Source organism: Streptomyces barkulensis (assembly GCF_002843305.1).
Lineage (GTDB): Bacteria > Actinomycetota > Actinomycetes > Streptomycetales > Streptomycetaceae > Streptomyces > Streptomyces barkulensis.
In genome coordinates this window covers 1-22,871 of sequence record NZ_PGSG01000063.1, presented here as the reverse complement: position 1 = coordinate 22,871, position 22,871 = coordinate 1, and the positions used below count along the sequence as shown (strand labels likewise).

Genomic DNA, 22,871 nt, shown 5'->3' with positions numbered 1-22,871 from the left:
GAGCATGTCTCACGTGGTGAGTTGGGCGAGTTTCTTGTAGCAGGTCAGGGCGGCCGCGAGGCCGAGGAAGGCCAGGAAGTGGCTGCCCTTGCGCTCGTACCGGACGGTGAGGCGCCGGTAGCCGAAGAGCCAGGAGATCGACCGTTCGATCTTCCAGCGGTGCCGGCCCAGGCGCTCGCCGGACTCGATGCCGGGCCGGGCGATGCGCGGGACGATGCCCCGCTCGCGCAGCCATGCCAGCTTCTCGGCGGAGTGGTAGGCCTTGTCGGCGCGGAGCCTGCCGGGGCGGCGTCTGCGCGGGCCGCGCCGGGAGCGGACGGCGGGGATGCCCGCCACCAGCGGCAGGAGCGCCTGGCTGTCGTGGACGTTCGCGCCCGAGACGCCCAGGGCGAGCGGCAGGCCCTGGGCATCGGACAGAACGTGGAGCTTGCTGCCCTTCTTGCCCCGGTCGACCGGATTGCGCCCGGTCAGCGAGCCCCCTTTTTCGCCCGCACACTCGCCGCGTCCACGATCGCCGCGGCCCAGTCCACCTCGCCCCGGGCCCCGAGTTCGTCCAGCACCGCCCGGTGCAGCCGGCGCCACAGCCCGGCCTCGGTCCAGAGCGTGAACCGGCGGTGCGCGGTGGCCGGGGAGATGCCGAAGGTCTCCGGCAGATGCCGCCAGGCACACCCGCTGGTCAGCACGTACACCACGGCGGTGAAAGCGGCCCGCTCGTCCACCGGGGCGGTCCCACCGCCCTGCGGCCGGGACGTGAACTTCGGCAGCAGCGGAGCTGCCAGCTCCCACAAACCGTCGGGAACCAACCGCTGCGACAGATCAACACTCACAGCCACCCATCATGCCGCACCGAACCCACCACGTGAGACAAGGTCTAAAATTCAGGAGTTTCCACTTCCTGCCGAGTATCCCACCACCCTTGCATCTGCTCTCGATATCCTCGCTCAGCAACTCTCTGCCACCAACCCTGTCACCGTCGCTTCTGAGGCGGTTCCCACCGCCGGAGTACTGCGGGAGGCCCGGGCACGGTGGGAGGCCACGCGGACGCGGATGATCGCGTTGCAGGAGGAACTGGACTGGCAGGTCTACACTCTTTACGGCCTGCATGACGAGGATCTGCGAGTCTCCGAGGACCCCAATGACCCGAGCATTCCCGAAATCACCTTCGGGGAGCGCGCCTTTGAGATCGTTTTGGCCCGTCGGGTCGCCCAGGGTGAGGCCACGGACAGGTGGTTTGCGGATCATAGGGCTAGTCCCACAACTGAGATTCCCGCCCGCTGGCCAGCCGCTTACCAGGCCGTCGTGCGGAAGCGGATCGAGGCCATCGAGTCCTCCCGCGCCATCGGGATGGTCGAGCGTCCTGACTACAAGCGTCCCTGGGAGAGTGAGGGCTGGGACGCAATGCAGGAGAAGGCCCTGCGGTCCTGGCTACTGGACCGGATGGAGGCCCGCGAGCTGTGGTTCGACGAGAGCGGCCAGCCCACCCTCCTCACCCTGGCCCGCCTCACCGACGCCCTCTCCCAGGATGAGGACTTCACCGCCGTCGCCAAGCTCTACGCACCCCGCAAGGAGCTGGCGACAGTGGTGGCGGAGCTGATCAGCGGCGAGCATGTGCCGTTCCTGGCCGCCCTGCGCTACAAGCCCAGCGGGCTGAAGAAGCGCGCCGACTGGGAGCGGGTGTGGGACCTGCAGCGCCAGGAGGACGCCGCCCCCGACGAGCCCGCCAAGCGCAAGATCCGCGAGACGATCCCCGTCCCGCCGAAGTACACCTCGGCCGACTTCCTGCGCCCCTCCTACTGGAAGGCGCGCGGGAAGCTGGACGTGCCCAAGGAGCGGTTCATCTCCTACGGCCAGACCAACGCCGCCACCCCCGAGCTGTACGGCTGGGCGGGCTGGGACCACCGCGAGCAGGCCCAGGCGCTGGCGACGTACTTCACCAACACCGCGCTGTCCACCGAGGAGATCACCCCGTTCCTCGCGGGCCTGCTGGAGCTCCAGCCGTGGCTGGAGCAGTGGCACAACGAGTTCGACATGGCCTACAGCGGTTCCCCGGCGGACTTCTTCGCCGGCTACCGCCAGCAGAAGCAGGGCGAGCACGGCCTGACCGACGACGACCTGCGCGCCTGGCGGCCCCCGGCCGCCACCCGGGGCCGCCGCGCCGCCAAGGCGTGATCACTCCGCTGTGTCCTCCCCGCTCTCCGGCGGGGAGGACACAGCGCCGTCCTTGACGATCAGCGGTTCGGCGGCGTCCACGCGCATCGCCGGGCCGTCGTCCAGTTCCAGCACCATGGCGAGCCCGCCCAGCGGCGACCGCTCGCCCCTGACGCTGCGGATCGTCTTCCACAGCCCCCAGAGCCTGACCTGCTGGCCGGGCTGGACCGTCACCGCCGCGATCTCGCTCTCGACGGGTGCGGACACGAGGTCCGGGGCCTTCAGTTCGGCCCACACCGTCTTCCCGATGCCGCAAGCGCGCTTGCGCACCCCCCAGCGGTGGGCCAGCGACTCCACGAGCAGCAGGCCGCGTCCGCCGGTCTCGTCCTCGCCGGGGTCGCGCACCTTGGGCCACCCGTCCCCCGCGTCGCTCACCTCCAGCCGCAGCAGGCCGTCCGCCTGCGAGTGCGCGATCTTCACCCCCACCTGCCGGTCGTTCGGCACCCGTACGCGCACGGCGTTGGTGACCAGCTCCGACAGCACCAGCTCCGCCGTCTCCAGTACGTCCTGTCCGACCCGCCACTCCCCGAGCACCGCCCCCAGCAGCGCTCGCGCTCTGGGCACGCTGCTACGACGCCGAGACAGCCGGAAGGTGACGTGATGCGGTGTGGCCATGGCAGCCCCCAGGGAGTCGATGCTCGACCGGAGTCCCCTGCGGAAGCGGCCAGTTGGCCGTGGGACGCCGGTGTCCATGGCCAGCAGAATGAAGGCGGATCAAGCGTACTTGCAACGTTTCCGGTAAAGATGATGCCGATGTTCCCTCTTTCGGATTAATACCATTCCATGCAGCCTGTTGCTCTGCTAAACGTGTCGACATGCTTGCGAAGAGCAACACCCTGAACCCGTCCACCGTTCTCGGTCGCCAACTCGGAGACGAGCTGCGCCGCTTGAGAGAGGCGGCAGGGCTGACGACCGTCCAGGCCGCCGAGGCTCTCGACTGCACCAAGGGCAAGATCAGCCGGATCGAGAACGGCCGGGTGGCGGTCCGGCTTCCAGACCTGACCGCCATGCTGCACGCCTACGAGATGTCCGACCCCGACACCCGCGAGCGACTGGCCGCACTGGCGCGCAAGGCCAACCGCCGCCGCAGGCAGGGCTGGTGGAACCAGTACAGCTCCGTTCTCGCGGACACCTACCGTGACTACATCTCGCTGGAGACCATGGCGGACTCCATCCGCACCTTCCAGGCACAGCTTGTGCCGGGGCTGCTCCAGACACCCGAGTACATCCGGGCCGTGACGGTGGCCTCGCAGCAGTGGCAGAAGGCGGACGAGATCGAGAAGTTCGTACAGGTGCGCCTCGCCCGTCAGGAGAGGCTGACCGGCCAATCCCCGCTCCGCCTCTGGGCCGTCGTCTCGGAAGCCGTGCTCCTCCAGCAGGTCGGCGGTCCGGAGGTCATGAGGGCACAGCTACAGCACCTTCTGGACACCTCCGAGCGCCCCAACGTGACTGTCCAAGTGCTGCCGTTCTCCCGTGGCGCCCATGCGAGTATGTTCGGCCCGTACGTGGTGCTGGGTTTCCCCGAAGAGGGGGCGCTCGACGTGGTGTTGGCGGACAACCCGACCGGCTCCATGTGGCTTGAGCGTGAGGCGGAGGTCTCCCGATACCGGGACCTGTTCGACGCCGCACGCACATCGGCGCTCTCTCCGGTGGAGTCCCGTGCCGTCATCCACCGCAGGGCCAAGGAGCACAGAGCATGAAGAACGCACGCCACAGCACTCCGGACCTGTCGGGCGCGACGTGGCGCAGCAGTACACACAGCGGCGGCAACAACGAGTGCGTCGAGGTGGCCGACGACATCCCCGGCATAGTCCCCGTCCGCGACAGCAAGCGCCCCGCCGGCCCGGTGCTCGGCATCAGCCCGGACGCCTGGGGCGCGTTCCTCGACCACCTGCGCTGAGCCGACCGGTCCTCCCGGGCGGTGGCCCCGCCCGGGAGGACCGGCGCGCTCGGGAAGACCGTGAACGGTATGACCGAACAGCCCGAGATCACCGAACCCGAACCGCTCGCCGGATCCGGGGAGTTCATGGACACCGTCCGGGCCGGACAGCCGTTCACCGTCACCCGCGACGGCAGCGGGACCGGCTCGCCGGTCCCGCCACGGCGGCGCAGGCGGTTCGTCCCCCGGGCGGAGTTCGCGGCGACGTCCCGCACCGCTCCCAGCGTCTGCCTGGACGCCTTCCGCGCGGACCAGGACCACACGGCCGAGCAGAGTGATCACCTCCGTGGCCGTGGCCGGGAATCCGCCGCTCCTCACCACCGGCCCGGATGACTTCAAAGGGCTGGACGACCTCCTCACCGTGGTTCCCGTGACCCGCCCGGTAGTACCGCACGAGCAGTGACCCATAGCTGCGGCAAGGCCGCTGGCGTCGGCACCGGTCCACGGCCTGTACCCCGTAGCGCGACCGGGCCGAACCGGCAAACGCCCGTAGGAGCATCCGGCCCCGCCGATCCACCACATCGCTGCCGTGACGCTGGTGCTTCTTTCCCACCAGGACCGTAACCCTGGCATCAAAGCTCCGTACATCTCGGTGCACAGCCCAGGCGCGGACGATATTTGAGCAGGTGGTGGGCCCGCGCGCGGGTGACACCGAACCTCACCTCGCAGTACGCGACCCGCAGCCGAAGCCCGGAGGCAGCCACCCTGCCGTCACCGTGCGGACCGCCGCGTTCAACCGATGCACACCACCGCATCATTGCTTTCGAGCCCCGGTCCTCACATTCGAGCCATCGTTCGAAATAATATTGACCTTCACTCGCGCCTCGTTTTGGATCGGATAACAACACAGCGACTGCTCTGTCTCCAACCATGGAAGCGTCGGTCATTTTCTACGTGAGCTGGAACGGTCGACAAAAGAGAGCAGCAGAAACCGGCGAGAGGAAACGATCGGCCATGAGGTACAGAATCACCACTGCCGCCTTCGCATGCGCGCTGGTAACGACGGGAGCCATCAGTCCCGCCGTCGCCCAGAACAGCCGCCCCACCCTGCGGCAGACAGCCGACGATATGAGCGTGGCGAACATTACGACGACCTGCAAGAACAACGGCAGGAACCACATAGTGCGGACGTATTTCCGAGGACCCGCCAGGTACACACTCCGTTGCGGCACCAGCACGTGGGGGTGGAAGCATATCCAGCACCGCTGGAGTAACTCGTTCGACAACAAGATAAGCAATGCCATAGCGAGCGGGCAGCCCAACGGCAGTGGATACTCCACTTGGACCTTGCCGCCATGCAGCCGTGAGACGTTCCGCACCATCCTGGGGACCCCCGCTGCGGTCAACGATCTCCGCACCGCGTACAAGGTCACGGCGACTGCGGCCTGTTAGTCTCGCGACCGAGAGATCTTGCCGGGGGTAGCAGCACGCGGAGTGCCGCCGCCCCCGGTGAGCGAGACCCGATGACGAACCCAGTGAACCTTCTCGGTCACCGCACCAGCGGCGACCTGTACGGGAACCTGTTTCCCACGGACGGGACGAAAGGCTCGGGCTTTCCATGGCAGCGCAGACTCCGGCGGAGCGGGCTCTGGCGTGCTCATTCACCAGCCGCGGCACGCGGTTCGACGTCTCCGACCTCCGAATCGACCACCACCTGGACCGCAGTACCGTCCTGACGTACCGACTGGCCATCGCGCGTCAGGGCCACCAGGAGGAGCGTTGGGAAGTCACGCTGCCGTGGGACGACAAGTCCTTTGCGGACGTGCTCACTTCCCCCGCGCCCGAACCTGACCGGCTCAGCATGCTCGTGTCCTTGGTCCGCGGCCTGTTGGAGGAGTGGTGGGAAACCAAGGGGCATGAGCGACAGTCGGCGAAGATGGGGCGTCGACTGCCCTGAACTGTGGTGGTCAGCACCGCCCGGACAGAATCGGCCCAGGGCCCATGCCCCTGCTCCCGCGATGACGGGTCCGGGGCGGCACGATGTGCGCGTCTGCGCGGCCCCGGGCTGCGTCCCGTACTTCGTCAGGACCCAGCGGTGCCGGGAGTGGTGCACTTCGGCCTCCGGCCGCCCGGGCGGCCGTGTACAGCGCCGCCCGGAACATCCGCCGGTCGGTTTCCGGCAGCGGCCCGTCCTTCGGCCGGAAGAAGCCCGTGGCGCCTCGCGGCGGTGTGAACGCCGCGCCCTTGTCTGCGGTCATGCGGCTCATTCTGCCGGGGAGCAGTCCCGCCGACGCCCCGCCCGCACTCCGGGCTGCCGCGTTGTGCGGTTCGCAGGAGCTTCAGGAGGAGCGCCCGGTTCGCCGGGACGCCGCCCGTCCCGGCGCCCGGCAGGACCGGGCATCCGGCGCGTTTTCGCCGCCCCGGGGCGGGAGAAAGTCCGCTCAAGGAGCGGACGCAACTCCGGAGTGCTCATTCAAGCCGGGTCGCGGCGGACTCCACGGAGTCGACGAACTTGATCATTTCTGTGTGGTAGGTGCTCCTGGCCGGGTCAGGGAAGCGGACGTTGTGCCGGTAGTAGCAGTGGAAGGCGATGATCAGGGCCGCTTGCTCGATCTCCATGGGCAGCGCGGCGGCGTCCGTGTTGCGAAGCTGTGGCCCGCCCGGTGGTGCCGCACGCGCGGTGACTCCCTGCCCCGGCAAGGCCGTTGGCATCGGAACCGGCCGAGACCGCGACGCCGTTGCCGCCGGCCCCACCTGCCCTGGGCCCCGGTCGTCATCGAAAGCGTGCCGACCGGATCAGGATGCTCAGGTGCCGGATGTCCGGCCGCGACGGCTCCGCCCTCCCCCGGAAAGCGCGTCCCGCTTTCCTCCTGACGGCCGTTGTCAGTGACCGCTGCGATGATCGCCGCACGCCAACGCGAGGAGATCATCATGGGAACCTGGGACCTCGGCCCCTTCGAGAACGACACGGCCGCGGACTTCGCCGGCACCCTGGACGGGACGGCCCCGGACGAACGCGAGAGCCTCGTGCGCACGACGCTCGGCCGCGTCGCCCGGGCCCGCGACTACCTCGACGGCTCGGAGGGCGAGGAGGCCGTCGCGGCCGCCGCGCTCGTCGCGGCGCAGTGCCCGGGCGGTGAGCCGGTCAGCACGGCCTACGGGCCCAAGGAGGCCCTTCCCGTTTTCTCCGGCGACCTCCGGCCGCTCGCCGTCGAAGCGCTCGACCGGGTGGTCGCCGGGGAGTCCGAGCTCGCCGCACTCTGGGACGAGACGACCAGTGGCCCGCAGTGGCGGGAGGGCATAGGCCGCCTCCGCGCCGTCCTCGCGCCCGAACCCGGCCCCCGGGAGGAAGCACCGCACGACGTCTGACCCGTGACCCGGTGCCAGGGGGCGCGGAAGGGGGGCCGGGACCACGCACGGTCCCCGGCGCCCCCTTTCCCCGGCGGATGCGCCCCGCCCCGGCAGGTGACCGCCGGGGACCGGCTCAGGTGAGCTGGCGGAGCAGGGTGACGAACTGGCGCAGTTCCTCGGTCTTGCCCGGCGGCAGCGGTTCGGGGTCGAAGTGGGCGATCTTGTTGCGGATGCCGCGCACCCGGTCGAGCTGGCGGACGAACTCGTCGCGGTCCACCACCTTGTCCCAGCCGAGCGCCGCCCAGTTGCGGTCGGCGGCGGCGCACGCCGCCTCCTTGCGGTGGCCGTGCTTGTTGCGCTGGTCGCCGTCGAGGAGCTTGACGTAGTCGCCGAACATCAGGTCCGTGATCCGGCCGGTCTTCTCCCGCATCTGGACGGCCTTGACGGCCTCGGCGGGGATCTTCGGGCCCAGGCACCTGCGCAGCCGGTACTCGATCTCGCCGACGAGGAAGAACGGGCGCGCGGTGTCGTCGAAGCGCTCGGTGATGTCGGCCGCCGTGACGATGCCGGTGACCGTTCCGTCGTTCTCCCGCACCAGCACGTAGCCGTGCTCCCGGATAGTGGGCAGCAGGGAGAAGAACTCCTGGTAGGTCTGGGCGACCGGCGGATCGGGCTCGACGGCGTCCTCCAGTTCCGCCTCCTTCCCCGCGGCGAGGAGCATGGCGACCGAGCGCCAGGTGACGACGCCCCTCAGACCGGAGTCGCCGTCCAGGACGGGCACCTGCGAGTAGCGCTTGGTCTGCATCAGGTACATCGCCTGGGTGAGCTTGTCGCCGGGCCCGACGCGCTCGACGCCTCGGCGGGCGGCCGGGATGTCGCCGATGGTGAAGGGCTGCTGGGGCAGCGCGCCCCAGGGCAGGCCCTCGTCCTCCTCCCCGGCCTCGCTGTCGGGGGCCGTCCCCGACGCGGAGTCCAGGAACACCACCTGGAACTCCTCCCGCAGCCGGCGGGAGGCGAAGTCCGGGTCCGTCGACAGGCCGGCGTCCTTGAGGGCCTGGGTGATGTGCAGGACGGTCTGGTCGTCGCGCGTGCGCACGCCGAAGACCTCCAGCAGACCGGAGACCGTCAGCGTCCGGCCGCCGAGGGCGCGCAGCTCCTCCTGCGAGGGGGTGCGGGGCACAGTGCTCACCGGGCTCACCGGGCCTGCGCCTCACGGAAGACGGTCTGCTTGCCCATGGCCGACTTCACCAGCTCCAGGAGCTGCTTGGCGCGGCCGTCGTAGAAGCGCTCGAAGTCGCCCTGGTGGAGGGCGGCGGGGTCGACGAGATGGGTGGCGAGCACGTCGTCGAACCACTCCGGGCGCATGCCCGACTCCTGCACCAGCGTCTTCAGATAGGCGTGCGGGGGGCCCACCATGCTGCGTCCGGCCCGCAGGGACAGCGGGGTCTTGTTGACGATCGAGTTGACGCGGCGGGCGTACTCGCCGGAGGCGTTCCTCTCGACCCAGTCGCGGGGGAAGATCTGCCGCACGTCCACGTTCTGCTCCACCAGGCGGGCCGGGGTCAGCGGCGCCTCGGTGAAGTACCAGTCCACCGCGCCCTGCTTGACCAGCAGGGCGTAGACGCCCTTGTAGGCGGCGCTGTTGCGGGTGGCCAGGCTGTTCAGGCGGTCGTCGAGGAAGGCCGCCTCGGCCACCGTGTCGGGGGCGGGGGCGTCCGCGTCGCGGATCCAGGCGATGAGCTGCTCCACGTCGCGCGGGAAGCGGCTCTCGACACCGCCGCCGTACATCTCGCCCAGCACGCCGCACCAGTACCAGCGGTCGATGCGCTCCTCGGCCCCGGGGGTGTCCGTCTCGGCACCGATGATGGCCCGCACGGCGGCCAGCGGGACGAGCTGGGTGCGGTAGGGCAGGTCGGTGGTGCGGACGATGCACTGCCGCTTGAGGAAGGCGCCCACCCAGTGGAAGGCGTCGGCCAGGCGGGGCGCCAGGCGGTCGAAGTCGGCCAGCGGCAGTTCCAGCAGATCGCGGCGCTTGCAGGAGACCGCGGCGCGCGGCTCCTCCTGCTTGCGCTCCCAGGTGCGCACCAGGGCGACGGCCTGGAGGAAGTCGCTGCTGCTCAGCCCGTCCTCGACACCGGCCTCCACGCGGCCGAAGACCGAGTGGGCGGAGGCCAGCTTCCGCTTGATCGCGGACCACACGTCCGGCAGGCGGTAGTACGTGCCGTTCCGGGCGGCGTACTCCCGGTTGCCGGCGTAGGTGGCGGTGAGGAGCTCGAAGACGTTGAGGGGGACGCCGCCGGTGTTGACGCGCTCGAAGACGGCGCAGACCGCGTCCATGGTGGTGGAGGCCGCGAGCTTGATCATGGGGACCTGGAAGGACTTCACGTTGTTGAGGACGTTCTCCTCGAACTGCGACCAGCGGTCCCAGTTCTCGTCGGCGATCCCGACGAAGATCCTCTTCCAGGCGTTGACCTTCTGGGTGTCGAACACCAGGTGGATCGGGAAATGACCGGCCGCGCACTCCAGCTCGGGCTCGGTCAGGTCGATCGTCTCCCGGCGGGGGAAGCCCGTCTTCAGCAACCGGTCCTCGGGGACGGAGACCACCGCCTCGTCGCGCTCGGAGGGCGCGCCGATCGCCTTGGCTATGTCGACGTAGTACCAGCGCCTGAGCTGCTTGCCGCGGGTGTCGACCGTCTCGACCGGGTCGCCGCGGTGCAGGGCCTGGAAGAGGGAGGTCATACGCTGCTGGCCGTCCAGCAGGAGCAGGTCGGGCACCCTCTCCTCCATGCCCTCGGCCCCCTTGAGGGCGCGGGCCTTGAAGGGGGACTTGCCGCCAGTCTCCAGGGCCATCACCACGCCGAGCGGGTAGTCGAGCGTCACGGTGGCGATGAGCGCCCGGATGCGCTCGTCGTCCCACTTCCACTCGCGCTGGAAGTCGGGGAGCTGGAGGACCCCGGAGGCGACGTCCCTGAGGACGTCCTTGAGCTTCGGACTGTCGAGCGCCACGCCGTCTCTTCCCCACGTTCGGCCGAAATGTTCAAAAGACAATTGCAGCAAGGCAGATGATGAAGCGTCAAAAGACCCCTTCGCTTCCGCCCGCACCACCGCAGGGATTCGGCCAGGGTGCGGGGGCTGCGCGCGAGGGGGCGGCCGGCGGGACCCGGCCGCTTCGGCCGCGGGAAACCGGTGCTCAGGGGGTTGCGGGAGGAAAGCCCGGTTCGCCGGGACGCCTCCCGCCCGGCGCCCGGCGGGGCCGGGCATCCGGCGCGTTCTCGCCGCTCCGGCGACTCTGGCGCGGGCCGCTCCCCACCCCGGCCCGCTAGGGGTCCTCGCGGCGGCGGGTGCGGGCGTAGTGGCGTGAGGCCTTGGCGCGGTTGCCGCAGCCGGACATGGAGCACCAGCGGCGGGTGCCGTTCCGGGAGACGTCGTAGAAGTGCAGGACGCACTCGTCGTTGGCGCAGGCCCGGATGCGGTCGGGGGCGGCGCCCACCAGACGCAGGTAGTCGTCGGCGGCCAGCCAGGCCGCCAGCCAGGCCGGATCGTCGGTCTCGGCCCGCTCGGCCGGGCCTTCGGGGCCCAGGCTGCGCAGGACGCGCCCCCTCGCCAGGACGGCGTTGAGTCCTTCCCGGGCCCGGCCGTCGCCGGGGTCGGCGACGACGGCCTGAAGCGCCTCGCGGGCGGCGAGGGTGGCGGCCAGGGCGGCCGGCGTGGCGCCGGCCCTCTCCAGCAGGCCGTGGCCGGCCAGCCACACGCCGAACCCTTCGGGGCCGTCCAGCAGGTCGTGCCGGACGCCGTTGTCGACCCACCGGGTGTTGAGCAGGTCCAGGCTGAGCGGCTCGCCCAGGAGCGGCCTGGGATCGGCGCCGGCCACCCCGGCCGGCGGGCCCGCGTCCTCCGTGCCGGCACCCATGCGCGTTCCTTCCGTCGGCTGTTCGCCACCCCAGCCTAACCGGCTATCGCGGGATAGGGAGTTGCCGCCTTCGCATCTAACCCCTAAAGTCACTTTCAACGGTTAGCCCGGGATGGCCCCGGGCTCCGCGCTGGAGGTGCTTCGCCATGTCCGCTACCGCCGCCCCCGCCGCACTGCAGACCGGACACATCGGTCTGAACGTCACCGACCTGGACCGTTCGCTGGACTTCTACCGGAAGGTCTTCGGCTTCGAGGTGCAGGCGGAGGGCCGCGAGCCCGGCCGCGCCTTCGCCTTCCTCGGCCGCGAGGGCCGCCTGATGGTGACCCTGTGGCAGCAGAGCGAGGGCGCCTTCGCCACCGGCCGGCCCGGTCTGCACCACCTGTCCTTCCAGGTGGAGACGGTCGAGGAGGTACGCGCGGCCGAGGAGGTGCTGCGCGGCCTGGGAGCGGAGTTCGCCTACGACGGCGTCGTCCCCCACGGCGAGGGCGCCGCCTCGGGAGGGATCTTCTTCACCGACCCCGACGGCATCCGGCTGGAGATCTACGCCCCGACCGGCGCCGACTCTGCCGCCGCCCCCGTCGCCTCGGCTCCCACCTGCGGCTTCTTCTGATCCGCCGGCACACGGCCGGGCGGCCGCCGCTTCCCGATCCGGCCCGCGGCGGCCGCCCGGCCGTACCGCCCCGCCCCGTACAGCCCCGTCCCGTCCCGCCGCACCGAACCGCACCGCACGTTCCGAGGAGTGAGCACCGTGAACAGCCCCTACCACCGCGGCGAGCGCGAGGCCCAGGAGCGCGCGGGCCTGCGCAGGAAGGCCGAGATCTCCGGGCGCGCGATCCGCGGCACCGTGCCGCCCGTGGCGGCGGCCTTCCTCACCGAGCAGCGCCTGCTGGTCGCCGGGGCCGCCGACGAGCGCGGGGAGGTGTGGGCCACCGTGCTCACCGGCCCCGCGGGGTTCCTGCGCGCCGAGGGCGAGCGCGGCCTGGCCGTCGCGGCCCGTCCGGCCCCGGCCGATCCCCTGGCGTCCGTCCTGGAGCGCCCGGCCCACCTGGGCATGCTCGCCATCGACACCGCCACCCGGCGGCGGATGCGGATGAACGGCACGGCGCGCCCGGGAGGCGGCGGGCTGCTCGTCGACCTCGACCAGGTGGTGGCCAACTGCCCCAAGTACATCCAGCGGCGCGTCCCTCCGGCGGCCGGTCCGGGTACGCCGCCGGCGCCCCTCGCCGCACGGCCGGCCCGGGTCCGCCGCGGCGACCGACTCGACGAGGGGCAGCGGCGCCTCGTCGCCGGCGCCGACACCTTCTTCGTCGCCACCGCCGACGAGCACGGCCGGGCCGACGCCTCCCACCGGGGCGGCAACCCGGGCTTCCTCCGGGTCCTTTCGCCCACCCGGCTGCGCTGGCCGGACTACACGGGCAACGCGATGCTCCTGACCCTGGGGAACCTGCTGGTCAATCCCAGGGCGGGCCTGGTGGTGCCGGACTACGCGACCGGCGCCACCCTCCACCTCACCGGCACCGCGCGGATCGACTGGGGCGCGGGGCACGCCGGGGGGCGGGGGGACGCGGAGACCGGCCGCACGGTCGAGTTCACCGTCACCGGCGTCACCGAGCTTCCCGGCACCCTGCCCGCCGGGTGGAGCCCGCCGGAGTTCTCGCGCTTCAACCCCGCCGTGCCCGGGGCCGTTTCGGCGAGCGCCGCCTGAGGCCGCGTCAGGCGCGTGCGCGCCCGCACTCGCGCACCCGCCCCGGGCGGCACAGCGCGGCGAAGCAGACGATCGCGACGAGCACGCACACCAGCTGCACCACCGCCATCGGCACGGCCGTGTCCTCGCCCGCGACGCCCACCAGCGGAGGGGTCATCGCGCCGATGAGGAACTGGGAGGTGCCCAGCAGGGCGGAGGCCGAGCCCGCCGCGTGCGGGGTGCGCATCAGCCCCTGGGAGCCGGAGTTGGGCAGCACCAGTCCCATGGCGGACATCAGCACGAACAGCCCCGCCGAGACCGGCGCCAGACCGACGTCCCCCAGGACCCCGGCGGTCATCAGCAGCAGCGCGCCGGCCGAGAGCAGGATCAGGCCCAGGCCGACGGCGATGACCCGGTCCAGGGAGACCCGGCCGACCAGCAGCCTGCCGTTGATCTGGCTGGCGGCCACCAGCCCGATGGAGTTGACCATGAACAGCAGGCTGAAGGTCTGCGGCGAGGCGCCGTAGATCTCCTGGATGACGAACGGCGAGGCGGAGACGTACGCGAACAGCGCCGCGAAGGCGAAGCTGCCCACCAGCAGGTAGCCGGTGAAGACCCGGTCCGCGAAGAGCCCGCGCATGGTGTGCAGCGCCTCCCGGGCCCCGCCGCCGTGCCGCTTCTCCACGGCCAGGGTCTCCGGCAGGCAGCGGGCGGTGACGAGGGTGAGGAGCAGGCCGAAGCCCGCGAGGATCAGGAAGACGCCGCGCCAGTCGGTGAACCGCAGCACCTGCCCGCCGAGGACCGGCGCCAGGATCGGGGCGGCTCCGGAGATCAGCATCAGGGTGGAGAAGAAGCGGGCCATGGCCAGCCCGTCGAACATGTCGCGGACGACCGCGCGGGCGATCACGATGGCCGCGGCCCCGGCCAGCCCCTGGACCAGGCGGAAGGCCGTCAGGGCGTGGACGCCGGGGGCCAGGGCGCAGGCGACGCTGGCCAGGACGTAGCCGGTCATGCCCGCCAGCAGCGGGCGGCGGCGGCCGAACCGGTCGCTCATCGGGCCGACGACGATCTGCCCCACGGCCAGGCCCAGCAGGCAGGCGGTGAGGGTGAGCTGCACCTGGGCGGCCGGGCTGCCGTAGACGGCGCCGATGTCGGGCAGCGCCGGGAGGTACATGTCCATCGACAGCGCGGGAAGGGCGGTGAGGCCGCCGAGGATGAGGGTGATCAGCAGCCCGGCGCGGGCGGGGCCGGTGGGCCGGGCCCGCTGCGGGGCTCGGTCCACCCCCCGCCCGGACTTCGGGGAACCGGCCTCCAGGGGGCCGGGGGCCGGGGGCGCGGGGAGCTGCTGGGGTATCTCGGCTTCGGCAGCGGCGGCCGGGGACGGGCCGGGGTCGGTCATTCACCTCTCCAGATTCGACGGAACCGTCCAATCATCCCAGGTTTCCCGACCCCGGCGCACCCCCTTTGTTCAGTATCCGGACAAAACCGCCCGGCGGGCCCGCACGGGGCCCCGGATCAGGCCGGATCAGGCCGGAACAGGCCGGATCAGGCCGGCAGCAGCCCCGGCTCCCCGGCGGGCGAGACGAAGGACGCCGCGGTGGTGACCGGCGCGCCCGGGGTGGTCACGGCGGAGACCGTGCGGTAGTCGGCGCGCAGCCGCTCACGGTCCAGGCCGAGCATCACGTAGCCGCGCCGCCCGTTGTAGTAGCGCAGGTGCGGGTTGGCGGTCATCAGCCTCTGCCAGTTGGCGGGCCGCTCCGCGCCGTCCCGGCCGCTGGAGATGGAGGATGTGACGATCTCCACACCGGCGGTGCGCGAGTCCGGGTCGTCGAAGTCGCGCTTGACGTCAAGCCCGTAGTGGACGTGGACGTCGCCGGTGAGGACGACGAGGTTGTCCACGCCGGCCGCCTCCGCGTCCGCCAGGAAGCGCTCGCGGGCGCCGGGGTAGCCGTCCCAGGCGTCCATGGAGACCGGCCAGGGGCCCTCGACCCGGTTGCGGCGGCGGGAGAGGACGACCTGCTGCGGCACCACGTTCCACAGCGCCCGCGAGCGGCGCCAGCCGTCGGCCAGCCAGCGCTCCTGGGCGGCGCCGAGCATGGTGCGCGAGGGCTCCCGCGACTCGGGCGTGGGCACCTTCCAGCCGTCGCCGTTGGCCTGGTTGTCGCGGTACTGGCGGGTGTCGAGCACGTCGAGCTGCGCCAGGCGGCCGTAGTGCAGGCGCCGGTAGAGCCTCAGGTCCGGGCCCTGGGGGCGCTGGGGGCGGCGCAGCGGCATGTTCTCGTAGTACGCGCGGTAGGCGGCGGCGCGGCGGATGAGGAACTCCTCCGGCGGCACGTTGTTCTCCGGTATGCCGCCGGCGTAGTTGTTCTCCGTCTCGTGGTCGTCCCAGGTGACGATCCACGGGTGGGCGGCGTGGGCGGCCATGAGGTCGGGGTCGGTCTTGTAGAGGGCGTACCGCAGCCGGTAGTCCTCCAGCGTCACCGTCTCCCGGGCGAACACCTCCGGCAGCGTGCGGTCGGTGTACTTCCGGTCGCCGCCGGCGGAGTCGACGGCGTACTCGTAGAGGTAGTCGCCCAGGTGGAGGACGGCGTCGACGTCCTCCTCGCGGGCCATGTGCCCGAAGGCGGTGTAGTAGCCCTGGTGGTAGGCCTGGCAGGAGGCGAGGGCGAAGTTCAGCGAGGCGGGCACCGCGCCGGGCGCGGGGGCGGTGCGGGTGCGGCCGGCGGGGCTGATCCAGCGGCCGGCGCGGAAGCGGTAGTGGTAGTCGCGGCCGGGGGCGAGGCCGCCGGCCTCCACGTGCACGGTGTGGTGGAACTCGGGGTGGGCGAGCGCGGCGCCGCGCGCGACCACGTGGCGGAAGCGCTCGTCGCGGGCGATCTCCCAGCCGACGGTGACGCGCTCGGCGGGCAGCCCGCCGTCCGGCTCGTACGGCCTGGGGGCCAGGCGGGTCCACAGCACCACGGAGTCGTGGCGCGGGTCTCCGGAGGCGACGCCCAGGGTGAAGGGGTCGCCGTTGATCCGGGCGGGGTCGAGGGCGGGGGCGGCGTGGGCGGTGGAGGGCAGGTTGGTGCTCAGGGCCAGAGCGGCGGCCGCTCCGGTGACGGTCAGGAAGCGGCGGCGGCCCAGGTGGCGTGCGGCGGCTCTGAGTTCTGCGTCGGCGCTCGGTGAGTGCGTCATGCGCATGATTGGAGCGTTCCGGGGCGGCGGTGCGGCGGCAACACGTTGGCGCGTACACGACGCTTTTATGGCGGGCGGGTGACGCGAACCGTGCGGCGGGAGGCGTTCCGCTCCGCGCGGGCGGTGCGGAATACGGGCCGGGCGGCACGGGGTTGGGCCGGACATGACCACCACGGAGACGGGGTCCGGGGCCCCGGACGTACTGCGCTACACGGCCTTCTCATCCGACCCGGACGGCGGCAACCCGGCCGGAGTCGTCCTCGACGCGCGCGGCCTGGACGAGGCGCGGATGCTCGCCATCGCCGCCGAGGTCGGCTACTCGGAGACGGCCTTCCTCACCCCCCTTCCGCCGGACGGGGACGGGGCTCCGGGCGCGGACGGAGGGCCGGGCGCGGACGGAGGGCCGGGCGCGGCGCCGGGGCGCGGTTTCGCCGTGCGGTACTTCAGCCCCGCCGCCGAGGTGCCCTTCTGCGGGCACGCCACGGTGGCCGCCGCCGTCGCGCTCGCCGAGCGGATCGGGCCGGGCGAGCTGGTCTTCGCCACCCCGGCCGGGACCGTGCCCGTCACGGTCACCGCCGCCGGCGGAGGCGGAGGCGGCCTGCGCGCCACGCTGACCAGCGTCGAGCCGTACGTGGCCGGCATCGGCGAGGGTGACCTGGCCGAGGCGCTGGCCGCGCTCGGCTGGCAGCCCGGCGAGCTGGACCCCGCACTGCCCGCCCGGATCGCCTACGCCGGGGCCCGGCACCTGGTGCTCGCCGCCGCGACCCGCGAGCGGCTGGCCGCGCTGGACTACGACTTCGAGCGGCTGCGGGCGCTGATGCTGCGGCTGGACCTGACCACCGTCCAACTGGTGTGGCGGGAGACGGAGCCGGGCGGCGGCACGGGAGCGGGAGCGGTCTTCCACGTCCGCGACCCGTTCCCGGTCGGCGGCGTGGTGGAGGACCCCGCCACGGGGGCGGCCGCGGCGGCCTTCGGCGGGTATCTTCGCGCCCTGGGCCTGATCACCGCACCGGCGGTGATCACCCTCCACCAGGGGCACGACATGGGCCGGCCCGGACTGCTGGAGGTCGGGCTGCGCGAGGACGACCCGCGCGTGCGGGTGTCGGGAGCGGCTTCCCGCATCGGGTGATGCGGGAAGCCGAGGGAAGGGACGGACAGGGCATGGGCGAGCCGGGCGGCCCGCCCGGCACCGGGGCCGTCCGGCCACCGCACGCCGGCGGAGCTGCCGCCGGAGGTGCTGCGGCGCGCCTGAGCGCGGCGGGCCCGCCCCGGTACCGGAAAAAGCCGCCCGGCCGCCGCGGGGAGACCGCGGCGGCCGGGCGGCCCGCTGTCCGTGGACGTGCCCGGCCGGCTCCGTCAGGCGTGCTCCCGCCGGCGGTACAGCAGCGCCGTGACGACCATGCCGGCGGCGAAGAAGCCCGCCGCCCACCCGTAGGCGGCGGAGTAGCTCTCGATCCCCGCCTGTGCCACCAGCTCCGGGGTGGGCCTGTGTCCGGCGAGGTGGTCCCGGGCAGCACCCGCGGCCACCGTGGACAGCAGCGCGATGGAGAGCGAACCGCCCACCTGCTGCATCACGTTGATGCTCGCCGAGGCCGCTCCCGCGTCCCGCGGGTCGACCCGCGCGGTGCCCAGGCTCATCGCCGGGGCGAGCACGAGGCCGATCCCCAGCCCCATCACGAACACCGGGGGCAGGATCTGGGTGAGGTACGAACTGCCCGCGTCCAGGGGGGTGAGGAAGGCCAGGCCGAGCGCGGACACCGCCATGCCCGCCGACACCACCACCCTGGGGCCGAAGCGGGGCATCAGGGCGTTGCCCGCGCCGATCGCGGTGATCATGATGCCGGTGTTCATGGGCAGGAAGGCGAGACCGGTCTGGATGGGCGAGTACCCCAGGTCCTGCTGGAGGTAGAAGGTCAGGAACAGGGGCGCCCCGAAGAGGCCGGCGCCGGAGACCAGCAGAGCGGCGAAGGAGGCGCCGCGGTCGCGGTCGAGGAGGATCCGCAGGGGCAGGACGGGGTTGGCCGCCCGGGTCTGCCAGAGGGCGAAGGCCGCCAGCAGCACGGCGCCCCCGGCCAGGAAGCCCCAGGTGGGCAGCGAACTCCACGGATGCGTCTGGGCGTTGGCGAAGCCGTAGACCACGCAGAACAGCGCGGCGGTGACCAGGAGGCTGCCGGGCAGGTCGAGCCGGTCGCGCTGCTCGGCACGGTCGTTGCCCCTGATGTACGCGAACGTGCCGGCCAGGGCGAAGACCGCGATGAACAGGTTCACGTACAGGCACCAGCGCCACTCCAGGTACTCGGTGAGCACCCCGCCCAGCAGCAGGCCGATCGCCGCGCCGGCGCCGGTGATGGCGCCGTAGACGCCGAAGGCCCTGGCCCGCTCCCTGGGATCGGTGAAGGTGATGTTGAGCAGGGCCAGGCAGGCCGGGGCGACGAGCGCGCCGAAGACTCCCTGCAGCGCCCTGGCGGCCACCAGCACCTCCAGGCTGTCGGCGGCTCCTCCCACCGCGGAGGCGAGGCCGAACCCGGACAGGCCGATCACGAACGTGGCCTTGTGACCGAACAGGTCGCCGACACGGCCGCCGATGAGCAGCAGGCTGCCGAAGGCCAGCGAGTAGGCGGTGATGACCCACTGGCGGTTGTCGTCGGAGAAGCCCAGGTCCCGCTGCGCCGAGGGCAGTGCGATGTTGACGATGGTCACGTCGAGGATGACCATCAGCTGTGCCAGTCCGATGACGGCCAGGACCAGCCAGCGGCGGGCGGACGCGGCAGGGCGCGGCGCGGGGCCGTCGGCCTCTCCCGCGGCGCCCGCCTCGTCGACGGTGGACTCAGACACCACTGCCGGCACTCCCCGTCGCGCTCGAGGCGGCACGGGATCCGATCACCTGGTCTATCAGGCCGTACTCCAGCGCCTCCGGGGCCGTCATGACGTGGTCGCGGTCGATGTCCTCGTGCACCTGCGCCACGTCCCGCCCGGTGTGGCGGGCGAGGATCTCCTCGAGCTGGTCGCGGACCCGCTGGATCTCGCGGGCCTGGATCTCCAGGTCGGAGACCTGCCCCTGCTGCCCCTGGCTGAACGGCTGGTGCAGCAGCACCCTGGCGTTGGGCAGTGCCATGCGCTTGCCGGGGGTGCCGGCGGCGAGCAGCACGGCCGCGGCGGAGGCCGCCTGGCCCATGCAGACGGTCTGGATGTCCGGCTTGACGAACCGCATCGTGTCGTAGATCGCCGTGAGCGAGGTCAGCGAGCCGCCGGGGGAGTTGATGTAGAGGGATATGTCCCGGTCCGGGTCGGCCGACTCCAGGCACAGCAGCTGGGCCATGATGTCGTTCGCCGACACGTCGTCCACCTCGGACCCGAGGAAGACGATGCGCTCCTCGAAGAGCTTGTTGTAGGGGTCGTACTCGCGGGTGCCGTTCGTGGTGCGCTCGACGAAGCGCGGGACCACGTAGCGGGCCTGCGGCGTGCTGGGAGCTGCCATGGTGCCTTGTCCTCCGGGGCTGGGCGATGGGGTGCGCGGCGTTCCGCGGGAGGGGCGGGGCTCTCGGGGGGCGGGGCTCTCGGGGCCGGGGCACGGACACGGGAGGGGCCGGCCCCCGAGAGCCCCGCCCCTCCCGTGCCTGTGTCAGTGCGCTGCGGTGCCCCCGCCGCCGGGCACGCCCGCGGTCGACCCCATCACCTCGTCGATGAGGCCGTACTCCTTGGCCTGCTGCGCGGTGAACCAGCGGTCGCGATCGGAGTCCTTCACGATCTTCTCGACGTCCTGGCCGGAGTGCTGGGCGATGAGCTCGGCCATCTCCTTCTTCGTCCGCAGCAACTGCTCGGCGTAGATCTTGATGTCACTGGCGGAGCCCGCCAGGCCGGCCGAGGGCTGGTGCATCAGGATCTTCGTGTGCGGCAGCGCGAACCGCTTGCCCGGAGTGCCGGTGGTGAGGAGGAACTGCCCCATGGAGGCGCAGAATCCCATGGCGATCGTCACGACGTCGTTCTTGATGTACTGCATCGTGTCGTAGACGGCCATGCCCGCGGTGACGGAACCGCCGGGCGAATTGATGTAGAGGTAGATGTCCTCCTCGGAGTCGGCGGCGAGCATCAGCAGCTGGGCTGTGATCTTGTTCGCGATGTCGTCGTCGACCTGCTGACCGAGGAAGATGATTCGGTCCTTCAGAAGCCTGCCGTATACCTGGTCTCCGATTCCCCATCCGGGCGCGGAGCCGGCGTCGGCTCGTAAGTAATTCGCCGCCGGGTCCGACTCCAGAGCATCCCTGCGATAAGTCACTGAACCCCCAGTTGGTTTCGCGGGCGGCGGAGGCGCTCGGTTGGACCGGAAGCCGCCAACTCGCTTGCCGTACAGTACTTTTGAGGACCGTAGCACGCACGCCGAAACTTCCCCAGCCAGTTCCGCGCATCGTTCGCTCAGAGCGCACATGAGGTACGGGATTAAACATCTCCCACGCCGCGGTCATCCCCGTGCGGGTGTTCGACCGTTGTGGTTAACTGGCGAGACAACTGATGGGCAGATGCTGAGGGGGAAGCAGGTGTCGGTCGATGATCATCGCAGACGTGAACGCGCACACTTCCTACGCAAGCGACGCGAGAAGGTCATGCCGGTTGACGTCGGGTTACCAGGGGGAGTGCGGCGCAGGACACCGGGGTTGCGCCGTGAGGAGGTCGCCGTACTGGCGGGCGTCAGCCCCACTTGGTACACCTACCTGGAACAGGCCCGGGACATCTCGCCCTCGCCCGAAGTCCTCGACAACCTGGCCGGCGTCCTGGGGCTCAACACCTACGAGCGCCAGTACCTGCACAATTTATCACGCGAGAAGACCGGCGAAGAACCGGGGTTGGAGCGACTGCCGGAATTCCAGGCCCTCCTGGACAATGTCACTTTCTCCATAAACCCCATTCCCTCCTATCTCTGCTCCTATTCCGGCGATCTGCTCAGCTGGAATCCGGCCGCCGCCGAATGGCTGACCGACTTCGGTCGCCTTCCGGAGAACCGGCGCAACATCCTGATGTGGATGATGACCGACGAGGCGGCACGCGAGCGCTTCGTCGACTGGGCGGCCCAGGCCCGGCACCTCGTGGCCCGCTTCCGCGCGGAGGTGGTGTACTGCTACGAGTCCCCGCGCGTCACCGAGATCGTCGGGCAACTGTCCGAGGAGAGCCCGCTCTTCCGCCGGTGGTGGGAGGAGCACCAGGTCACCGGCCCGCAGACCGCCGCGTACCTCATGCACCGCCCCGGCCGCGGCGCCGTCGCCGTGCGGACCGTGGAACTGCTCTACCGGGAGGCCTCCGGCTCCCGCGCCAAACTGACCGTCCTCACACCCGCCGGGGACGCGCCCCGGCCCGGCGCACAGCGCGAGCTGTCGCCGGGAGCGGGCCGGGAGCGGCCGGCCGTCCCCGCCCCCGGGTGAGACCGGTGGACCGGTGACGGGGTCCGGCGCTCCGCCGTCGCGGAGCGCCGGACCCCGTCCCGTGCCGGCTCAGTCCTCCTCCGGGCCGGACCCCCCGGCCGCCAGTTCCTCCGCCAGGTGCCCGGCCAGCGCCTCGACCGTGGGGAAGTCGAACATCAGCGAGCCGGGCAGGCTCAGACCGGTCGCGGCGTTGAGCCGGTTGCGCAGCTCGACCGCCATCAGCGAGTCCACGCCGAGGTCCATCAGCTCCTCGTCGACGGCGACCTCCTCCGGCGAGTCGTGGCCGAGGACCTCCGCGACGTGGCCGACGACCAGGGACAGCACCTCCCGCGGGTCCGGCGGACCGGTGAAGGCGGGACCGGCGGTTCCGCCGCCACCGCCCGTCTCACCGGCCTCGCCCGTCTCGCCCGTCTCATCCGCCTCGCCCGTCTCATCCGCCTCGTCCGCCGTCCTCGTTCCGCCGGGCGCCGGCAGCAGACCGGCCAGCATCGGCTGCAGCATGCCGGAGACCGCCCGGTCCCGCAGCGCACCGGGGTCGAAGAGGGCGGGCGCCAGTTGCGGGGAAGGCAGGGCGAGGGCGGAGTCGAGCAGCGCCAGCGCCTGCTCGGCCCGCATGGGCAGGACCCCGGTGCGGCTCATCCGGGCCCGGTCCGCCTCCGACAGCTCACCGGTCATCCCACTGCTCTGCCCCCACAACCCCCACGCCAACGACACCGCCGGCAACCCCTGCGCCCGGCGGTGCACCGCCAGGGCGTCCAGGGACGCGTTCGCCGCGGCGTAGTTCGCCTGCCCGGCACCGCCCAGCACTCCCGCGAGCGAGGAGAACAGCACGAACGCCGACAGACCCATCCCCCGCGTCAGCTCGTGCAGATGCCACGCCGCGTCCACCTTCGGCCGCAGCACCTCCTCCACCTGCCCGGCCGTCAACGACTCCACCGTCGCATCCGCCAGCACCCCGGCGGTGTGCACCACCGCCGACAACGAACGCCCGGCCGGCAACTCATCCAGCAGCCCGGCCACCGCCGCCCGGTCGGCGACATCACAGGCGGCCACCTCCACCTCCGCCCCCAACCGGCCCAACTCCGCCACCAACTCCGCAGCCCCCGCCGCCTCCCGGCCCCGACGACTGACCAGCAACACACGCCGCACCCCGTGCACCACCACCAGATGCCGCGCCACCACACCCCCCAGCGTCCCCGTCCCACCGGTCACCAGCACCGTGCCGTCCGGGTCCAGAGAGCCGAGGC

21 protein-coding genes and 1 pseudogene are annotated in these 22,871 nt (G+C 71.7%); 10 read left to right on the top strand and 12 right to left on the bottom strand.

What is annotated here, in order from left to right:
* Positions 1–9: 9 nt before the first annotated feature.
* A protein-coding gene (locus tag CUT83_RS13255) for an IS5 family transposase (protein WP_420882460.1) occupies positions 10–815 on the bottom strand; the annotation gives its coding sequence in 2 pieces (ribosomal slippage) (positions 10–477 and positions 480–815; 804 coding nt in all).
* Positions 816–864: 49 nt separating this feature from the next.
* Between CUT83_RS13255 and pglX the strand changes: the two are divergent.
* A pseudogene (gene pglX / locus CUT83_RS13250) lies at positions 865–2,169 on the top strand (BREX-2 system adenine-specific DNA-methyltransferase PglX); the annotation flags it as partial.
* Here the strand turns inward: pglX and CUT83_RS13245 are convergent.
* Complete coding sequence (locus CUT83_RS13245; RefSeq protein WP_240957956.1) at positions 2,170–2,772, bottom strand: ATP-binding protein; 603 nt, start codon at positions 2,770–2,772, stop codon at positions 2,170–2,172. It lies immediately after the preceding pseudogene.
* Between the two features lie 251 nt (positions 2,773–3,023).
* On the opposite strand from CUT83_RS13245, the gene CUT83_RS13240 reads away from it, so the two are divergent.
* The 4 genes from CUT83_RS13240 (at position 3,024) to CUT83_RS13210 (ending at position 6,044) form a co-directional block, all read left to right on the top strand.
* Complete coding sequence (locus CUT83_RS13240) at positions 3,024–3,908, top strand: helix-turn-helix domain-containing protein (protein WP_093852396.1); 885 nt, start codon at positions 3,024–3,026, stop codon at positions 3,906–3,908.
* Positions 3,905–4,108: a DUF397 domain-containing protein gene (locus CUT83_RS13235; RefSeq protein ID WP_093852395.1), complete on the top strand. Its 204-nt coding sequence runs from the start codon at positions 3,905–3,907 to the stop codon at positions 4,106–4,108. The genes CUT83_RS13240 and CUT83_RS13235 overlap by 4 nt, the downstream gene beginning before the upstream one ends.
* 69 nt (positions 4,109–4,177) lie before the next feature.
* Entirely contained in the window at positions 4,178–4,480 is a 303-nt protein-coding gene (locus tag CUT83_RS13230; RefSeq protein WP_093852394.1) for a hypothetical protein, read from the top strand.
* A 1,225-nt stretch (positions 4,481–5,705) separates the two neighbouring features.
* The gene (locus CUT83_RS13210) at positions 5,706–6,044 is read left to right on the top strand and encodes a hypothetical protein (protein WP_093852392.1); all 339 of its coding nucleotides are present in this window, start codon (positions 5,706–5,708) and stop codon (positions 6,042–6,044) included.
* Positions 6,045–6,556: 512 nt separating this feature from the next.
* Here CUT83_RS13210 and CUT83_RS30110 read toward each other — a convergent pair.
* Positions 6,557–6,706: a hypothetical protein gene (locus CUT83_RS30110; protein WP_158239007.1), complete on the bottom strand. Its 150-nt coding sequence runs from the start codon at positions 6,704–6,706 to the stop codon at positions 6,557–6,559.
* A gap of 312 nt (positions 6,707–7,018) precedes the next feature.
* Here CUT83_RS30110 and CUT83_RS13200 point away from each other — a divergent pair, with 312 nt between their 5' ends.
* Positions 7,019–7,456, top strand: a complete 438-nt coding sequence (locus CUT83_RS13200; RefSeq protein WP_101256050.1) for a DUF4259 domain-containing protein — start codon at positions 7,019–7,021, stop codon at positions 7,454–7,456.
* A gap of 115 nt (positions 7,457–7,571) precedes the next feature.
* Here the strand turns inward: CUT83_RS13200 and CUT83_RS13195 are convergent, their stop codons facing one another.
* The 3 genes from CUT83_RS13195 to CUT83_RS13185 form a co-directional block, all read right to left on the bottom strand.
* The gene (locus CUT83_RS13195; protein ID WP_338104168.1) at positions 7,572–8,627 is read right to left on the bottom strand and encodes a CBS domain-containing protein; all 1,056 of its coding nucleotides are present in this window, start codon (positions 8,625–8,627) and stop codon (positions 7,572–7,574) included.
* A gap of 5 nt (positions 8,628–8,632) precedes the next feature.
* Complete coding sequence (locus CUT83_RS13190; RefSeq protein WP_240957955.1) at positions 8,633–10,444, bottom strand: GmrSD restriction endonuclease domain-containing protein; 1,812 nt, start codon at positions 10,442–10,444, stop codon at positions 8,633–8,635.
* Between the two features lie 313 nt (positions 10,445–10,757).
* A complete protein-coding gene (locus tag CUT83_RS13185) occupies positions 10,758–11,348 on the bottom strand; it encodes a CGNR zinc finger domain-containing protein (protein ID WP_101256045.1) in 591 nt (196 codons plus the stop codon).
* Positions 11,349–11,494: 146 nt separating this feature from the next.
* On the opposite strand from CUT83_RS13185, the gene CUT83_RS13180 reads away from it, so the two are divergent.
* Together CUT83_RS13180 and CUT83_RS13175 are read left to right on the top strand one after the other, a co-directional pair.
* Positions 11,495–11,959, top strand: a complete 465-nt coding sequence (locus tag CUT83_RS13180; RefSeq protein ID WP_101256044.1) for a VOC family protein — start codon at positions 11,495–11,497, stop codon at positions 11,957–11,959.
* Between the two features lie 129 nt (positions 11,960–12,088).
* On the top strand, positions 12,089–13,054 hold the full coding sequence (locus CUT83_RS13175; RefSeq protein WP_240957953.1) for a pyridoxamine 5'-phosphate oxidase family protein: 966 nt from the start codon (positions 12,089–12,091) through the stop codon (positions 13,052–13,054).
* Positions 13,055–13,061: 7 nt separating this feature from the next.
* Here CUT83_RS13175 and CUT83_RS13170 read toward each other — a convergent pair whose 3' ends face one another.
* Positions 13,062–14,432: a multidrug effflux MFS transporter gene (locus tag CUT83_RS13170; protein WP_101256042.1), complete on the bottom strand. Its 1,371-nt coding sequence runs from the start codon at positions 14,430–14,432 to the stop codon at positions 13,062–13,064.
* Between the two features lie 146 nt (positions 14,433–14,578).
* Positions 14,579–16,210, bottom strand: coding sequence for an alkaline phosphatase D family protein (locus CUT83_RS13165; RefSeq protein WP_165869486.1), 1,632 nt, complete (start codon positions 16,208–16,210; stop codon positions 14,579–14,581).
* A 163-nt stretch (positions 16,211–16,373) separates the two neighbouring features.
* On the opposite strand from CUT83_RS13165, the gene CUT83_RS13160 reads away from it, so the two are divergent.
* On the top strand, positions 16,374–17,339 hold the full coding sequence (locus CUT83_RS13160) for a PhzF family phenazine biosynthesis protein (RefSeq protein ID WP_101256040.1): 966 nt from the start codon (positions 16,374–16,376) through the stop codon (positions 17,337–17,339).
* 227 nt (positions 17,340–17,566) lie between these two features.
* Here CUT83_RS13160 and CUT83_RS13155 read toward each other — a convergent pair whose 3' ends face one another.
* From CUT83_RS13155 to CUT83_RS13145, 3 genes are all read right to left on the bottom strand, one after another.
* Positions 17,567–19,045: an MFS transporter gene (locus tag CUT83_RS13155; RefSeq protein WP_101256049.1), complete on the bottom strand. Its 1,479-nt coding sequence runs from the start codon at positions 19,043–19,045 to the stop codon at positions 17,567–17,569.
* On the bottom strand, positions 19,038–19,688 hold the full coding sequence (locus tag CUT83_RS13150; RefSeq protein WP_101256039.1) for an ATP-dependent Clp protease proteolytic subunit: 651 nt from the start codon (positions 19,686–19,688) through the stop codon (positions 19,038–19,040). The genes CUT83_RS13155 and CUT83_RS13150 overlap by 8 nt, the downstream gene beginning before the upstream one ends.
* Before the next feature lie 144 nt (positions 19,689–19,832).
* The gene (locus CUT83_RS13145; protein WP_165869488.1) at positions 19,833–20,465 is read right to left on the bottom strand and encodes an ATP-dependent Clp protease proteolytic subunit; all 633 of its coding nucleotides are present in this window, start codon (positions 20,463–20,465) and stop codon (positions 19,833–19,835) included.
* Positions 20,466–20,634: 169 nt separating this feature from the next.
* Here CUT83_RS13145 and CUT83_RS13140 point away from each other — a divergent pair, with 169 nt between their 5' ends.
* A complete protein-coding gene (locus CUT83_RS13140; protein ID WP_420882423.1) occupies positions 20,635–21,624 on the top strand; it encodes a helix-turn-helix transcriptional regulator in 990 nt (329 codons plus the stop codon).
* 69 nt (positions 21,625–21,693) lie between these two features.
* On the opposite strand, the gene CUT83_RS13135 is transcribed toward CUT83_RS13140, so the two are convergent.
* Positions 21,694–22,871 (bottom strand): type I polyketide synthase (locus tag CUT83_RS13135; RefSeq protein ID WP_143688543.1); only part of this gene is annotated, 1,178 nt, incomplete at its 5' end.

Coding starts and splice junctions, on each gene's coding strand:
- CUT83_RS13180 (WP_101256044.1), top strand. CDS start 11,495: ATGTCCGCTACCGCCGCCCCCGCCGCACTGCAGACCGGACACATCGGT.
- CUT83_RS13230 (WP_093852394.1), top strand. CDS start 4,178: ATGACCGAACAGCCCGAGATCACCGAACCCGAACCGCTCGCCGGATCC.
- CUT83_RS13240 (WP_093852396.1), top strand. CDS start 3,024: ATGCTTGCGAAGAGCAACACCCTGAACCCGTCCACCGTTCTCGGTCGC.
- CUT83_RS13235 (WP_093852395.1), top strand. CDS start 3,905: ATGAAGAACGCACGCCACAGCACTCCGGACCTGTCGGGCGCGACGTGG.
- CUT83_RS13160 (WP_101256040.1), top strand. CDS start 16,374: ATGACCACCACGGAGACGGGGTCCGGGGCCCCGGACGTACTGCGCTAC.
- CUT83_RS13140 (WP_420882423.1), top strand. CDS start 20,635: ATGAGGTACGGGATTAAACATCTCCCACGCCGCGGTCATCCCCGTGCG.
- CUT83_RS30110 (WP_158239007.1), bottom strand. CDS start 6,706: ATGGAGATCGAGCAAGCGGCCCTGATCATCGCCTTCCACTGCTACTAC.
- CUT83_RS13170 (WP_101256042.1), bottom strand. CDS start 14,432: ATGACCGACCCCGGCCCGTCCCCGGCCGCCGCTGCCGAAGCCGAGATA.
- CUT83_RS13150 (WP_101256039.1), bottom strand. CDS start 19,688: ATGGCAGCTCCCAGCACGCCGCAGGCCCGCTACGTGGTCCCGCGCTTC.
- CUT83_RS13185 (WP_101256045.1), bottom strand. CDS start 11,348: ATGGGTGCCGGCACGGAGGACGCGGGCCCGCCGGCCGGGGTGGCCGGC.
- CUT83_RS13200 (WP_101256050.1), top strand. CDS start 7,019: ATGGGAACCTGGGACCTCGGCCCCTTCGAGAACGACACGGCCGCGGAC.
- CUT83_RS13165 (WP_165869486.1), bottom strand. CDS start 16,210: ATGACGCACTCACCGAGCGCCGACGCAGAACTCAGAGCCGCCGCACGC.
- CUT83_RS13210 (WP_093852392.1), top strand. CDS start 5,706: ATGGCAGCGCAGACTCCGGCGGAGCGGGCTCTGGCGTGCTCATTCACC.